Genomic DNA, 14,798 nt, shown 5'->3' with positions numbered 1-14,798 from the left:
TTCCTCACGTATCTGAACGTCTTTGACGGTTGGCGTTATGCCGCAGCAACCTGCCGATGGCGTTCTGTTCTTTTCCACTCCTATTGTACCGGCGCCGGATGATCGACTGATGACAGACCACGGCAATCATCCGCCAACACACAGAGACGCCCGTGCCGCAGATGCACGGGCGTTTGCTACACTTATGCGGGCGGAGCGGCGCTTACCGACGCACCCGGATAGCGCCATAGTAGCGCGATGTCCAGTACGATTCCCAAATGCTCGACACCTGTACGCCGTAGCGTGGCGTCATCGCGTGAACCATGCGCCCGCCGCCGATATAGAGGGCCACATGACTGATCCCGCGCCGCCCGCCGGTATTACGGAAGAACACCAGGTCGCCGGGCGCCAGATTTTCCATTGAACCGACCGACGCGCCGTATGCGGTATTGAACTGCGCCGCCGCGCTGCGCGGCAGGCTCACGCTAAACTGACGGTACACATAACTGGTGAACCCGCTGCAATCGAAGCCGGTTGCCGGGCTTGAACCGCCCCAGCGATAGCGCGAGCCGACGAACTGAACCGCAAAACTGGCGACATCGCCGCTGGCTGGAATATTCGCCAGACCGGGGCTTGCGCCGGGACGACCACCGCTCACCGGCAACGCCGGGAAATCGCGGCTGACCGGCACGCGCCGCAGCACATGCGCCGTGGTGCTGATCAGATCACGAAACACCCAGGCTTTCGTGCCATCGGGCAATCGCACCCGCAGCCAGTCCTTGTGCTTGCCAATCAGATCGACCTGCACACCCGCGTCGATCCGGCCAATGCGATCATAACGCGAGTCGGGTCCTTTGCGCAGATTGACGCTGTTTTCCGCGATCACGCCCACCAGCGCCGGGTTCGGATCGGGAATGGTTTCAGCGACCAGCAACCGCTTGACCACAGAGGGATCGACATTCAGAAACTCCGCCTTCACCCATCCATCGAGACCGCCGGGCGCGCCGACGTGGAACCAGTCCTGATAGATTTCGTACAGTTCGATCTGCATACCCTGTTTCAGGGTCGTCATCGGCATATAATTCGTCCCGGGACCGTCGCGCAGTTGCAGGCCGCTTTCGCGCACCAGGGCAATCTTCGGCGGCGGCGGCGGCGGGATGGCGCTCTCCTGCACCTCGAACAATGTGTACGAGGCGGCTTCGGAAATGTCGAGCACTTCACCCGACATCCAGTAGATCGGGCCGCCGGCCTGCTCGCGGATCTGGAACCAGTCGCCATAGCGACCGATGACCTGCACCGGTGTAGCGCCGGAAATGCGCCCGACCGCGTCATACTCTGTGCCGGGTCCATTCCGCAGGTAGGCGCGCTCCACTGCCACCGTTGCAGGGACGATGATCGGCGCCAGCGCTTCGCTCCGCGAAATGAGCGAGAGCGGCACCGGCAGGTCGCCGGTATCGTCGAGCGGTGCATCGCCAATCGTCGCGTCGAGGTCGATTGGCGCCAGCGGCACAGTGAATTCGCTCCCTTCCGTCGATGCGGCTGGCGCTGAGGCGGCTGGCGCCAGCACGCCCGGGCGCAGCTGTGAGAGCAGCATAGCGACAGGGAGAAGCAGAACGACCAGCGCATGGAGAATAATGCGAGCCGGAAGACGTGAGAAAAGCGCAGAGGGAGAGCCAAACCGGGTGGACCGAACCGTTTGCCATTGAGTGACGAGAGCGCCTGTGAGTGATAATCGTTGTTGCCTTCGGGCAAGTGCACGGCGCTGAAGCGACTCGAGGCTGTAAGGGTCCGACGCCATACCTCGATGACTTTGCTCAATCATGGAGCATCTCCTGACGGTATACCCTGCGCCATGTACAACGCCCTGCCCGGTTCTACCAAACCGAACCGCCATACACGGAAACAGGGAATATCGTTAACGGATGACACGATGGCGCGAGTGTACCATAGGGTATTAAAAAACGCAAACGAATAGTGCGACATTGGTTGCTATGGTATTACAGACCCCGCGACCACCAGGCAGATAAACGCCTGCTATTAACCGAATATAAACCATAACCTTCATTACGTCAAGTTTTTATGTGGCAACCGAAACCATCCGTCGTAGTACATCAGGCGTATCGGTTATGATGCCATCCACGCCGAGCCTGAGGAAACGCCGCATCTCATCAGGGTCATTGACTGTCCAGACATGGACGCGATACCCGGCGCGTTGCACAATCGGCGCCACGTGATCAAGCAGTGGAATCTGCCAGGCGGGGTGCCAGGCGACGGCGCCAACCCGTTTGAGATCCAGAAAGGGCCAGCTTTCACGCAGGCGCACATCGGGGCGGAATGTCGGAATGCCCATCAGAAAGGCGCGCGGCATATCGGGTGCAACTGCCGCGATTTCTGCAAGTGCTTCGTCCCAGAATGAGGAGACGAGCACCTGATCGACCACCCGTTCATGGCGCAGCAGGCGTACCACGTCGGCGCCGATGCCGCGCATTTTGAGTTCAACATTCAACCGCATGCCCCGTTCGCGGGCAAAGGCGCACACCTCTGCCAGGGTGGCGATCCGCTCGCCGCCAATGTCGAGTTGGTGCAGATCGGCGAGCGTGCAGTGCTCCACGTGCTGTCCTTGCGCTTCCCATCGCGCCGTTGTCTCGTCGTGAAACACTACCAGCACGCCATTGGCGGTGCGTTGCACATCGAGTTCGCACATATCGGCGCCCTGACGGGCGGCAAGTTCGAATGCGCGCATCGTATTCTCCGGCGCATACGCTGATGCGCCGCGATGAGCGATCACCAGAGTCATAGCATCATTCCTCGTGACAATAAAATCCCCGCTCCTGGCGGAGCGGGGAGCGGTGGCGGCGATCGGGATTCAGCTCAGAACGCTGACGAGATGCTCCTCGACGGAAACCATACCCGGCTCACGGGCAATAGCAGGCAACATCGGCGCCAGAATGCGCTGGAGCGCCATAACGTGTGCGCAGGTGTTCCATATGCGGAAGGTCGAACAATCACACAACCATCCTGCTTCGGTCAGCGCCAGAACATGGTCGTTGTTATCGCCACGGAAGCGCGCCCGTAGTGTCTGGATCTCGATCCGGTCGAGTTCGTGCATATAGCGGCGCGACTTCTCGATCATGCTGATCAGTTCGGAATGGATAATGACGGGGCCCGGCTCACGCGCCTCGGCAGACAGCATCGGCGCCAGCACCTTCTGCAGCGTCATGACGTGCGCGCACACGCCGCGCAGGTGGAATACTTCGCAATCGCACGACCAGCGATTATTCGCAAGCCGAATGATGTGATCATTGTTGCCCCCGTGAAAACGAACCGTGATTTCATCGATAGCGATGCGTTCCGGTTCTTCCGCGTAATGCCGGGCTTTTTCGATCTTTCCGATCAAGTCCGAGTGCATATCCCGCCTCCTCATCTAGTGCTTGCAGGCAAGCTATCACTGCATTGCCTGTCTTCCGCGCGCTTGATAAAACCAAAGCGGCACAGACTGATACACATCTGTGCCGCTTCACGCTGTTCCGTATTCACCTGGCGCTTCGCTTCGCATGGCAGGCGCTCCTTCTTTGACGCTGCGCCATAATTCACAATCTTAATCAGTGGTTAGCATTATAGATGGTTCATCAAGGAGAGTCAAGCATCGCCATTCCACGGGATAAAACGACAATTTCTTCATTCCGATGCCATGAAATGCGCGTGTGCGCGCACAATGCGAGCATCTCGCCCGGACAGGTTGTTGGATCTTAACCGGTGATGGTGGGGACGGAGGGACTCGAACCCTCACGGATTGCTCCACAAGTTCCTAAGACTTGCGCGTCTGCCGATTCCACCACGTCCCCTGAAGCAGAGGCGTCCCGTTCGATTGTACCAATCATTGACGCAGGATGCAACCATGACTTCACTGCAAAAAGCTGTAGTCACGAACCACGAAGGTCACAAGGGGACACAAAGGAAATGCGCTTCATGTGTATTCACCTTCGTGCGCGTCGTGTCCTTGGTGGTGAAGCCTTTGTGCAGTGGACTCAAGCATGAAAAGGGTCGAACGTTGAACGTTCAACGTTGAACGTTCAACGCGCCCGCTTACCCGCGGATGATCGCCAGGACCTCATCGCGGCGGCTTTCCATTTCTGCGCGGGTTGTGGCTTCCAGGTTCAGGCGTATGAGTGGTTCAGTATTCGAGGCGCGCACATTCATGTGCCACGTCGGATACGTGACCGAAATACCGTCGATCCATTCGATCACGCCGTCGGCGTAGGCGTGTGCCAGCGCTTCGAGACGCTCCTTCGGGTTGGCGACCGTCGAATTGATTTCACCAGAGATGAAGTATTTCTCCTCCAGCGGCGCCAGCAACGCCGAGAGCGACTGACCACTGCTTCCCAGCATCTCCATGACGAATAGCGACGGAATGATCCCCGAGTCGGCGAAGTTGAAATCGCGGAGGTAATAGTGCCCCGAGACCTCACCGCCAAAGAGCGCGTTTTCAGTCGCCATACGACGCTTGATGAATGCATGTCCGACGCGCTCAATCAGGGGAATGCCGCCCGCTGCGCTGATCAGATCGCGTACCGCCCACGATGCGCGCACATCGTAAACAATCTTGCTGCCGGGGGCGCGCTGAAGCAGGTAGCGCCCGAGGATCGCCGTGAAGAAATCGCCCGATACAAAGCGTCCACGGTCGTCGATGACGAAAAAGCGGTCGCCATCGCCATCGAAGGCAAACCCTGCATCTGCTCCTTCCTCAACGACGCGCCGCTCGAGTTCGGCGCGGTTCTCCGGCATGAGCGGGTCGAGTCCGTGGTTTGGCAGGTTGCCGTCCGGTTCCAGGTACATGCCAATGAAATCGATCGGCAGGCGCTCGTAAATGCGTTGAAGAATGGGTCCAACCGTGCCGTTGCCGGTGTCGGCGATGATTTTGAGGCGGCGGCGTTGCAGCGGTTTGATGTCGATCAGACCAAGAACAAACTCCACAAACTCGTCCGACAGGTCGAGCGTGCGCATGCTGCCGGTGCGCGTCGCCGGGGCATAGGCATCGTTCTCGACGATGCGCCGCAAATCCTGGATGCCTTCGGCGCCGCTGAGCAGGTACGGCATTTGGCGCACCATCTTGAAGCCATTGTACTGCTTCGGATTGTGCGATGCCGTGACCATCATCCCCGGCAGGCCCAGGCGGGTGCAGGCGAAGTAGTACTGATCGGTGCTCACCAGCCCAATGTTCACCACATCTGCGCCCTGGTCCATGATGCCGCGCGTCACCGCGCTGAAGATTGCCGGTCCCGACAGGCGCATATCGTGCCCGACAATCACCTCGCGCGCTCCCAGGAATGTGACGAATGCGCGTCCGATTGCGTAAGCGCCCTCCTCATTCAGTTCGGTTGGATAGATGCCGCGGATGTCGTATGCCTTGAAAATGCCAGGCGCGATCTGCACACTCCCCCTCCTTTCCCTTGGTGATGACCCGGTATCGTCTGTCGTCGGATCGGGTCGCAGACCTGCCTGCCCAGCCACCGGTTCCTCAACATTCCGTTGGTCTGCGTCCCCGCCCTGACGACTGTCCAGCATCCCTCAAGAAGGTTTCACGCGAAGATGCGCAAAGAATCGCATCGATTACGATTATCTTTGCGTCTGTCGTTCTCAAGAAACCCTCTCCTCCATGATACGGCTCGCATGAGATTATACCAGTGATTGCAGCGCCATTCACGTTCAGGCGGCAACATCGAGTCCAGGCCAGATCGGTCAGACAGGCATCCTGACGCTGCGGACTGATAACGTTACATCCGGTCGAATCCGCAAAGGCGGGCTTCGCTTTCCATAGCCTGTGGCTTATGAACGTTAGGCATTAAGAGCCTATCCGAAAAATCGCTACTGAAGTGCGACCGGGTAGGCGAAGGCATTGCCTTCGCCTACCCAACGAGCTTTCCCTCGATAACGAGGCGGGGTCCACAGAAGTGGACGTGTGGCGAAGGCATTGCCTTCGCCTACCCAACGAGCTTTCCCTCGATAACGAAGCGGGGTCCACAGAAGTGGACGTGTGGAGAAGGCATTGCTTTCGCCTACCCAACGAGCTTTCCCTCGATAACGAGGCGGGGTCCATAGAAGTGGACGTGTGGAGAAGGCATTGCTTTCGCCTACCCAACGAGCTTTCCCGGACAGGCTCTAAATTCGGTATGCAGGCTGGCGAATGAATTCGCGCCTATGGGCCTCCAGCCGGCCACCCGCCTGCACGAGTGGGAAAGCGTCGGCGCAGGCCAAAACACCCGGCGCGCGGACCAGCCCCGGAGGGGCTTTCACTTGCGGTGAGCACGGTCAAACCGCGTGCGGAGTGCACCGTCGAACCGCTTCCTCAGCAAGGGCTTCAGCCCGCAGCGATGCATTACGACGACAGCGCAGCGTTCTGCTCGCGTCGCGCTTCGATGACATCGGGGAGACGGTTGAGTTTGTCGAGAATGGCGGTCAGTTGGGCGATGCTTTGAATACGGAGGGTTACCGCCAGAACCGCGCGACCGGGGCGACGGGTTGGGACCTGTTCGACCACGTCGATGTTGATGCCGGCGTCAGCAATGGCCCCCGACACGTCGCGCCATAGCCCGACGCGATCCCAGGCTTCGATCCGCATCGGGACAGGGTACCCTTGTTTGGGTGCGCCGGCGCCCCATGTCACTTCCACCAGCCGCGCCCGGTCGCGTTCATTCAGGATGGTGCGGCAATCGGCGCGATGCACCGTCACACCCTTCCCACGGGTCACGAAACCGACGATCGGCTCGCCGACCACCGGGTTGCAACAACGCGCCAGGCGTGTTGGCACCTGCGCGTTTTCGATGCCGCGCACCCGGATGATGCTGGTATCGGTAGCGCGTTCGGATGGCGGTGCGACCTGTGGAATATCCGCCAGGTCGTCAGCCCCGGCGGGCATTCGATGGCTCAGGACTTTTTGCGCCACCTGGCGCGCAGTACTATCGCCGCTGCCGATCTGGGCAAACACCTCATCAATCGACTTGAGACCGGTGATGGCAACGATTTCCTCGAATGGCACGGACAGACCAAGGCGTTTCAGTTCTTTTTCGAGCAGTTCACGTCCGGCGGCGATATTTTCCGCCCGGTCGAGGCGCTTGAAATAGCGGCGGATGTGGTTGCGCGCGCCACTCGTCTTGACGAAGTTGAGCCAGTCGCGGCTCGGACCGCGCGGCGTCTTCGAGGTCATAATATGAACGATTTCGCCATTCCGCAGTTGATAATCGAGCGGGACGATACGATTGTTCACTTTTGCGCCGACGCAACTATGCCCCACATCGGAGTGGATGCGGTATGCGAAATCGACCGGTGTCGCCCCGACCGGCAGGTCGATGATTTTGCCCTTGGGGGTGAAGACATACACCTGTTCTTCGAGCACGTCGGTTTTGAACGAATCGACGAACTCGTGGGCGTCGGTCAAGTCGCGCCGCCACTCGATCAAGCCGCGCAGCCATGCCAGTTTGCTCTCGAACGACGCATCGATGCGTCCAAACCCTTCTTTATAGCGCCAGTGCGCCGCAATGCCCCGTTCAGCGACTTCGTGCATCTCGTGGGTGCGGATTTGAATCTCACATGGCTGCCCGCCGGGTATCAGCACAGTGGTGTGAAGCGACTGATACATGCTCTCTTTCGGCATGGCGATATAGTCATCGAACTCGCCGGGAACAGGAGGCCATGTTGCATGCACCAGGCCGAGCACGCGGTAGCAGTCGGCGACGGTATCGACGATCACCCGCACCGCGAGCTGGTCGTAGATCTGATCGAGGCTCACACCTTTGCGTTCCATCTTGCGATAGATGGAATAGATATGCTTGGGGCGCCCGGTAATATCCGCCTTAATCTTCTCTTTCTCGAGGACCTGGCGCAGGCGCTGCATGACGCGATGCACGAGGCGTTCGCGCGCATCGCGGCGCAGCGCCAGTTGCCGACTGATCTCCTGATACTTTTCGGGGTTGAGAACGGCGAATGCGCGGTCTTCGAGTTCCCACTTGATCTGCCAGATGCCGAGGCGATGCGCCAGGGGCGCATAGATTTCGAGCGTCTCGCGCGCCATGCGCTTTTGCCGCTCTTCAGAGAGCGAACTGACCGTGCGCATATTGTGCAGACGGTCCGCCAGTTTCACCAGCACAACGCGCGGGTCGTCCGCCATAGCGATGAACATCTTACGATAGGTGCCGACCTGCGCCTCTTCGCGGGTGCGCGCCTCCAGCGCCGAGAGTTTTGTCACCCCATCGACAAGGTTGGCGATCTCTGCGCCGAACAGCGCGGTCAGTTGTTCTTTGGTGACCAGGGTGTCTTCGAGGACATCGTGAAGCAGGGCGGCGGCGATGGATGCGGCATCGAGTTGCAGGTCGATCAGGATACGGGCGACGGCGACCGGGTGATCGATATACGGCTCGCCCGAGTCGCGCTTCTGTTTCCCATGCGCTTCGCAGGCAATCGCATATGCATTGCGCACGAGCGCCTCGCTACGCGCCATCTGTTCAGCGTTGTTATTCGACTGACGCTGATAGTTCTTGAGCCGTGCAACGAGTTCATCGGCGACCGGGCTGTGGGCAAACTCGGAATTCGGACGTAGCGTGGATTGCGGCGCGGCATTGGTACGGCGCGTTGAACGAACAGAGGAGTCGGTGGCGACTTCGCCACTGCTCACCGCGAGTGTTGCTGGTGAGTCCATAGTGCTGCCTTGCGACGCGGCGGCAGAGGGCCGACAGGATAGTACAGGTCAGAGTAGCACGAAGGGGAGGGGTTGTCAAGAAAAAATTCGTGCTTTCAGTAAATAATATCCACCCGAGTTCCAATGTCCGCCCAGCGATACAGCCATTCCGCGTCGTCGATATTCAGGTTAATACACCCATGTGACATGCGCACTCCTGTCCCCCAGGCGTCGTGCCAGTAGGTCCCGTGGAGCGCCACGCCGCCAACGACATACTGTACCCATGGGATGTCGGGCACATACCACGACTCGCCGCCAGCCGAGCCGGTCATCGTTTGCATCGGCAGTTTGGCGTAAATCGCAAATGTTCCCGCTGGCGTGTTGAAACCATCGCGTCCGGTGGCTACCGGGGCGCGATACACCGGCGTGTCGCCCTCGAATGCCGTCAGCATCTGCGTTGAAAGGTTCACTTCGATGCGTCGCTCGAACAATGCCGACGACCAGACCGGCGCGCCGGGCATCGGACCGACGGACTGCGGCGTGTGCCCCTGGCGCTGCAGCGCCTGCCGTCCCAGATCGGTCAACTGGACTTCGTAGAGTCCTGCAAGCGTGATGCCGTTCGCCCGTTCCATCTGGCGATAGAACGCTGGCAGTTTCTCAGGATGGTACTCGAAGCGTGCGCGCTCGAAGTACTGCGTGATGCGCGCCTGACCGTCAATCGGGCTGATCTCCTCGAACGGTTCGCTGATCGGATAGCCGAAGATGCGCAGCCCGCCCCGTTTCTCCCAGAACTTCAGGAACTTCCCGCCGAGCGTGTGGCGCGTTTCGGGAAAGTAGATTCGTCCCTGCGTCGGTTCACCATCGGGAAAATCGTACCCCTGGGTCAGTTCGCTGCCGAGGAGTGACAGCATCACCTGGTAGTCGGTTCCCAAATGCTCCGGATGGTACTCAAAACGGGCACGCTCGAAATACTGGACGATCCGCCCATCTTCGACCATTTCGCCGCTGATTGGATACCCGAAGACTAGTTCGCCGCCATTCCTGCGCCAGAAGCTCAGGAAGCCGGTGCGATCGCTGATGTGGAAACCAGACGATGCGAAGTACATGTTCTGCACCGCTGGCAGTGGAACCGCCTCCTGCCCACCCGGTTGCTGCTGAATCTGTTCGGTGCGTTCTGCACGTTCGGCGGCGCGCGCGGCAGCGACTACCGCCTGCGCCTCGGCTGGAGTCATGAGCGGCGCAAAATCAGCGACTGCAGGACGCTGCCGCGCGCGCAGTTCGACAGGGGCGACGATAGCCAGCGCTGTCAGCGCCACCACGCCGATCATTGTCAGATGTGCATGCCAGGGTCGAGCGATCATGGTGCGCCTCGCTTCTCGCAGCGCAGGACGTTGTATCACTCTCATTATACCTCTTTTGGGGTGTATCGGAGGTTACGGTATGGTGAAAGACGCGATATCGCTGTGTTGGGCGCTTCCGCACACGGTTCATCAAGGCAATCCGCCTTGTATCTTGCGAAAAGTGGAAGTATCTTGTATATTCATGAAGTATCTGATTTTTTGGAGGATGCTTGTGCAAACGACGGTAACGAAACGAGGTCAGACGGTCATTCCCGCTCCTATCCGCAAACGGTATCATATTCAAGAGGGCGATTATCTGGTCTGGATTGACGATGGCGAAAGCATCCGTGTGATTCCGGTCGCGCATGATCCGATCAGTGTTCTGCGCGGGAGTGGGCGGGGCCAACGCCTGGTGGAACGGCTTCTGGCAGCGCGACAGGCGGATCGGCAACGTGAGTGATCAACAGTATCTTCTGGATACCTCAGCCCTCTTCACTCTCATCGAGGATGAAGCAGGTGCGGCGCGCGTGGAAGAAGTCTTACGCACCTGCTCCGTGATCATCTCGTGGGTGAGTTTGCTTGAAATCGCCTATATTACGCAGCAAGAGCAGAGCATTGCAGAAGCGGAGCGCCGCTATGCGCTCATCAGGGTGCTCCCCGTTACGCTGACGTGGCAGATCGAAGAGGCGACGCTGCTGACGGCTGCACGCTTGAAAGCCGCATATCGCGTATCACTGGCGGACGCAATCATTGCCGCCTATGCGATACGGGCGAACGCAATCCTGCTCCATAAAGATCCTGAGTTCGAGACGTTGTCCGATCAGGTTCAGATGGAGGCGTTGCCCTACAAAACGACATAAGTTCGCGTCGCTTCCATCAGTAGTTGTCGATCTGCGCGCGCTGGAGCGTGCCCGAAAAATCGACGTAGATCGACTTCCACTCGCTGAAGACGTCGAGCACCTGAATGCCGCCTTCGCGGTGACCGTTGCCGGTGCCCTTGGTGCCGCCGAAGGGCAGATGAATCTCCGCGCCGATCGTTGGCGCATTCACGTACACGATGCCGGTGTAGAGGTCACGCATGGCGCGGAATGCGGCATTCACGTCATGGGTGTAGATCGCGGACGACAGGCCGTAGGGTGCGTCATTGGCGACATCGATCGCCTCTTCCAGGCTGTCGACGGTAATAATCGACAGCACCGGACCGAAAATCTCTTCCTGGGCGATGCGCATGGTGCGCTGCACGTTGGCAAAAATTGTCGGCTGGTGGAAGAATCCGTAAGCATAGTCGCCGTCGCGCAGCGTCTGCCCGCCGACGACCAGGCGCGCCCCTTCGCTCGCGCCAATTGCGACATAGCGCTGCACCGTCTCGAGCTGGCTCTGGTTGATCGATGGTCCCATCTCGACGGTTTTATCGAGTCCGTTGCCGATCTTCAGCCGCTCGGCGCGATCCGCCAGGCGCTCGGTCAGCTCGCCAACGACGGCGCGGTGGGCGATCAGCCGCGAGGTGGCCGTGCAGCGCTGACCAGTTGTGCCGAAGGCGCCCCAGATCGCGCCATCGACGACCAGATCGAGGTTGGCGTCGTCCATCACGATCATTGGATTCTTGCCGCCCATCTCCAGTGAGACGTGCTTCATCCCTTCGGCGCCGACGCGCGCAACTTTGCTGCCGATTTCGGTCGAGCCGGTGAAGGAGATGACCTGAACATCGGGATGGCGGATGAGCGGCTCGCCGACGCGACTGCCGCTGCCGGTAACGATATTGACCACGCCATCGGGGATGCCGGCGTCGAGCAGGCATTGCACCAGGTTGTACACCGACAGTGGCGTGTCGGAGGCGGGCTTGATGACCACGGTGTTGCCGACGATCAGCGCCGGCAGGATCTTCCAGGACGGAATCGCCATCGGGAAGTTCCACGGCGTGATCAACCCGCAGACGCCGACCGGCTGGCGCACCGACATCTGGAACTTGTTCGGCATTTCGGAGGGGGTCGTCTGCCCGTAGAGACGCCGCCCTTCGCCCGCCATGAAGAAGCACATGTCGATGGCTTCCTGCACATCGCCGCGTGTTTCCTTGAGCACCTTGCCCATCTCGCGGGTCATGTCGCGTGCGTACTGCTCTTTGCGCTCGACAAGCAACTGCGCGGCTTTGAACAGAATCTCGCCGCGCTTGGGTGCGGGAACCAGTCGCCAGTAGCGGTATGCCCGCTTCGCTGCCTCGACTGCCGCCTGCACATCACGCTCATCGCTATCCTGGAATATGCCGATAATGTCGCGCGTGTCCGCCGGGTTGCGGTTCTCGAACGTCCGTCCGCTTGCGGAATCGACAAACTTGCCGCCGATCAGATTCTGGTATACTGGAGAGGTTGACATATGTGTTCTCCTTTGAACTGCGAGCGCGGCAATGGTGCGGAGTGAGCGCGCTCGATTGCTCTGGCAGATGCTGCTGAACCGGTGCGATTATAGCACGGGTTGCCCGTCCGCGCGGGCGTGGGCTTCGACAGGCGCAGCCCACGCTTCGACAGGCGCAGCCGACGGTGGCGCGGGCGTGGGCTTCGGCAGGCTCAGCCCACGTCAGCCGCTCCACGGGTGCTGATGTGATGTGAAGGAGGCGCTCCAATGCGCAGAGATCTCCACGAAATCAACCGCCGCGCCTGGAATGAGGCGACGAAGGCGCACAACAGTCACAAAGCCGATCAGGCGCAGTTTTTGCGCGACGGCGGCAGCACGTTGTTCCCCGAAGAACTGGAATTGCTGGGAGACGTGCGCGGGAAGCGACTGCTGCATCTCCAGTGCAATGCAGGGCAGGACACGCTCAGCCTGGCGCGGCTCGGCGCGCACGTCACCGGCGTTGATATCAGCGATGAAGCGATCGATTTCGCCCGGCGTCTCTCCGATGAGTCGGGCATTCCGGCGACATTCCACCGCGCCGATGTGTACGACTGGCTCGACGAGGCGGCCCAACGCGGCGAGTCGTTCAACATCGTCTTCAGTTCGTATGGCTTTCTGTGCTGGCTTTCCGACCTGCGCGCCTGGGCGCGCGGGATCGCGGCGGTGCTGGCGCCCGGCGGACGCTTCGTGATGATCGAGTTTCATCCATTCCTGATGATGCTCGATGACCAGGGGCATACCGTTGCTCACAGCTACGGCAATGGCCGGCTCTGGTCGTTCGATGAGGGGATTGGCGATTACGTGGCGTGGGCAGGCGCTGCATTGACGCCGTCTGGCTATCTGGAAGGGGTGCAGAACTTCCGCAATCCGCATCCGTCACACGAGTTCCTCTGGGGTGTGGCAGACCTGATATCGGCGTTGCTGGACGCCGGTCTGCGCCTGGAGACGCTGCGCGAGTACCCCTATGCGAACGGTTTCCCCGCATTCGAGGGAACGGCGACATTGCCCGGCGGCAGGTTTGCACCGCCGCCGGAGCGCCCGGTCATCCCGATGATGCTGGGATTGGCGGCGCGGCGGGATGGTTCATAGGGTGATGGTTGCCTTGAGCGCACGCACCAGTTTGTCGACCGCCTCATCGACTTGAGCACGGGTCAGGATCAACGGCGGCACCAGGCGTAGCACGTCGTCGCCTGCCGTGGCGATCAACAACCCTTCATTGTGCGCCGCTTCGCGCACCGCGCTGGCGGGACCATTGATGACGACGCCGCGCATCAGACCGCGCCCACGCACTTCCAGCACAACACCGGGATGGGCAGCCTGCAGGTCAGCCAGCGCTTCTCCCAGATAGTCGCCGACTTCGCGCACATGCACGAGGAATGCCGGATCGGCGATTTTGCGGAACACGGTGTGCGCAACCGCAGTGACGAACGGACCGCCGCCGAACGTCGTGCCGTGATCGCCGACGTGGATGGTCTGCGCGACTTTCTGGCGCATGAGGATCGCGCCAATCGGCAGACCGCCGCCGAGCGGCTTGGCGATGGTCATGATATCGGGCGCAATGCCGTATGGTTCGTGCGCCCAGAGCGTGCCGGTACGCCCGATGCCGCACTGGATTTCGTCGAAGATCAGGAGCGCATCGACCGCATCGCACCGTTCGCGCAGCGTGCGCAGGAACTCCGGCGTCGCCACGCTGAGACCGCCTTCGCCCTGCACCGGCTCGACGATCACGCCGCACACATCGCCGGTAATGGCGGCGGCAGCGGCGGCGCTATCGTTGAAAGGAACAAAACGCACCCCGGGCATCACTGGCTCGAACGGCTGGCGATACTTCTCGCGCGCAGTGACCGCCACGGCGCCCATTGTGCGCCCGTGGAACGAACCGGTGCACGCAACGATGGTCGTTTTGCCCTCGCCATGGATGTCGCGCGCGTAGCGGCGGCTGAACTTGAGCGCGCCTTCGACGGCTTCTGCGCCGCTGTTGCAGAAGAACGCCCGATCGGCCCATAGTGTATGCTCGACCAGCGCCTGCGCCAGTTCGACGGCGGGGCGGGAATGGTACAGGTTCGACAGGTGAATAACACCATCGGCATGCTCCCTGATCGTGCGCGCCACGTCGGGGTCGCCGTAGCCAAGCGCATTCACGGCGATGCCAGCAACGCAATCCAGGTAGCGGCGGCCCTCACTGTCGTAGAGATAGCACCCCTCGCCCCGCTCGATCACGAAGCCCGGCCGGGCATACGTTTGCAGCAGGTAGCGTTGTTCAGCGGCGATGATGTCAGTAGTGGTCATAATAGCCTCTCGTGTGCAACCGACCTTTATAGGCGCATTGGCATGCGCGTGGGCACGGCGGCGCCGTCCTATGGGCGCGCCACCGGCGCGCCCCTACGTGCCATTGCCTGCGTTCGCCGGGCGATGGGCGC

At 60.5% G+C, this 14,798-nt stretch carries 11 protein-coding genes and 1 tRNA gene; 3 read left to right on the top strand and 9 right to left on the bottom strand.

Going from position 1 to position 14,798, the window contains the following annotated elements; all coding sequences use genetic code 11:
* Positions 1–202: 202 nt before the first annotated feature.
* The 7 genes from AC3EA7_RS17715 to AC3EA7_RS17685 form a co-directional block, all read right to left on the bottom strand.
* Complete coding sequence (locus AC3EA7_RS17715; protein WP_488615395.1) at positions 203–1,573, bottom strand: C40 family peptidase; 1,371 nt, start codon at positions 1,571–1,573, stop codon at positions 203–205.
* Positions 1,574–2,056: 483 nt separating this feature from the next.
* Entirely contained in the window at positions 2,057–2,776 is a 720-nt protein-coding gene (locus tag AC3EA7_RS17710; RefSeq protein ID WP_488615394.1) for a glycerophosphodiester phosphodiesterase, read from the bottom strand.
* A 69-nt stretch (positions 2,777–2,845) separates the two neighbouring features.
* Positions 2,846–3,388 (bottom strand): hypothetical protein, encoded by a 543-nt coding sequence (locus AC3EA7_RS17705; protein ID WP_488615393.1) that lies wholly within the window; start codon positions 3,386–3,388, stop codon positions 2,846–2,848.
* Between the two features lie 351 nt (positions 3,389–3,739).
* Positions 3,740–3,824, bottom strand: a tRNA-Leu gene (locus AC3EA7_RS17700).
* A gap of 241 nt (positions 3,825–4,065) precedes the next feature.
* Positions 4,066–5,412, bottom strand: coding sequence for a phosphomannomutase/phosphoglucomutase (locus AC3EA7_RS17695; protein WP_488615392.1), 1,347 nt, complete (start codon positions 5,410–5,412; stop codon positions 4,066–4,068).
* 943 nt (positions 5,413–6,355) lie between these two features.
* On the bottom strand, positions 6,356–8,671 hold the full coding sequence (locus AC3EA7_RS17690; RefSeq protein ID WP_488615391.1) for a RelA/SpoT family protein: 2,316 nt from the start codon (positions 8,669–8,671) through the stop codon (positions 6,356–6,358).
* A gap of 95 nt (positions 8,672–8,766) precedes the next feature.
* Positions 8,767–10,011: a L,D-transpeptidase gene (locus AC3EA7_RS17685; protein ID WP_488615390.1), complete on the bottom strand. Its 1,245-nt coding sequence runs from the start codon at positions 10,009–10,011 to the stop codon at positions 8,767–8,769.
* Positions 10,012–10,222: 211 nt separating this feature from the next.
* On the opposite strand from AC3EA7_RS17685, the gene AC3EA7_RS17680 reads away from it, so the two are divergent.
* Complete coding sequence (locus AC3EA7_RS17680; RefSeq protein WP_488615389.1) at positions 10,223–10,450, top strand: AbrB/MazE/SpoVT family DNA-binding domain-containing protein; 228 nt, start codon at positions 10,223–10,225, stop codon at positions 10,448–10,450.
* On the top strand, positions 10,443–10,850 hold the full coding sequence (locus AC3EA7_RS17675) for a PIN domain-containing protein (RefSeq protein WP_488615388.1): 408 nt from the start codon (positions 10,443–10,445) through the stop codon (positions 10,848–10,850). The genes AC3EA7_RS17680 and AC3EA7_RS17675 overlap by 8 nt, the downstream gene beginning before the upstream one ends.
* A 16-nt stretch (positions 10,851–10,866) precedes the next feature.
* Here AC3EA7_RS17675 and AC3EA7_RS17670 read toward each other — a convergent pair whose 3' ends face one another.
* Complete coding sequence (locus tag AC3EA7_RS17670; RefSeq protein ID WP_488615387.1) at positions 10,867–12,360, bottom strand: aldehyde dehydrogenase family protein; 1,494 nt, start codon at positions 12,358–12,360, stop codon at positions 10,867–10,869.
* A gap of 246 nt (positions 12,361–12,606) precedes the next feature.
* Between AC3EA7_RS17670 and AC3EA7_RS17665 the strand changes: the two genes are divergently transcribed.
* Positions 12,607–13,467: a class I SAM-dependent methyltransferase gene (locus AC3EA7_RS17665; RefSeq protein ID WP_488615386.1), complete on the top strand. Its 861-nt coding sequence runs from the start codon at positions 12,607–12,609 to the stop codon at positions 13,465–13,467.
* Here the strand turns inward: AC3EA7_RS17665 and AC3EA7_RS17660 are convergent.
* Positions 13,462–14,667 (bottom strand): aspartate aminotransferase family protein, encoded by a 1,206-nt coding sequence (locus AC3EA7_RS17660; RefSeq protein ID WP_488615385.1) that lies wholly within the window; start codon positions 14,665–14,667, stop codon positions 13,462–13,464. The two genes, AC3EA7_RS17665 and AC3EA7_RS17660, sit on opposite strands and share 6 nt — an antisense overlap.
* Positions 14,668–14,798 lie beyond the last annotated feature (131 nt).

Source organism: Roseiflexus sp. (assembly GCF_057785375.1).
Note: the sequence above shows the minus strand (reverse complement) of the source record. Positions and strands in the feature narration are given on the sequence as shown.

Bases quoted from the DNA above. Each gene is read 5' to 3' on its own strand.
- AC3EA7_RS17715 (WP_488615395.1), bottom strand. From the start codon at position 1,573: ATGCTGCTCTCACAGCTGCGCCCGGGCGTGCTGGCGCCAGCCGCCTCA.
- AC3EA7_RS17710 (WP_488615394.1), bottom strand. From the start codon at position 2,776: ATGACTCTGGTGATCGCTCATCGCGGCGCATCAGCGTATGCGCCGGAG.
- AC3EA7_RS17705 (WP_488615393.1), bottom strand. From the start codon at position 3,388: ATGCACTCGGACTTGATCGGAAAGATCGAAAAAGCCCGGCATTACGCG.
- AC3EA7_RS17690 (WP_488615391.1), bottom strand. From the start codon at position 8,671: ATGGACTCACCAGCAACACTCGCGGTGAGCAGTGGCGAAGTCGCCACC.
- AC3EA7_RS17685 (WP_488615390.1), bottom strand. From the start codon at position 10,011: ATGATCGCTCGACCCTGGCATGCACATCTGACAATGATCGGCGTGGTG.
- AC3EA7_RS17670 (WP_488615387.1), bottom strand. From the start codon at position 12,360: ATGTCAACCTCTCCAGTATACCAGAATCTGATCGGCGGCAAGTTTGTC.
- AC3EA7_RS17665 (WP_488615386.1), top strand. From the start codon at position 12,607: ATGCGCAGAGATCTCCACGAAATCAACCGCCGCGCCTGGAATGAGGCG.
- AC3EA7_RS17660 (WP_488615385.1), bottom strand. From the start codon at position 14,667: ATGACCACTACTGACATCATCGCCGCTGAACAACGCTACCTGCTGCAA.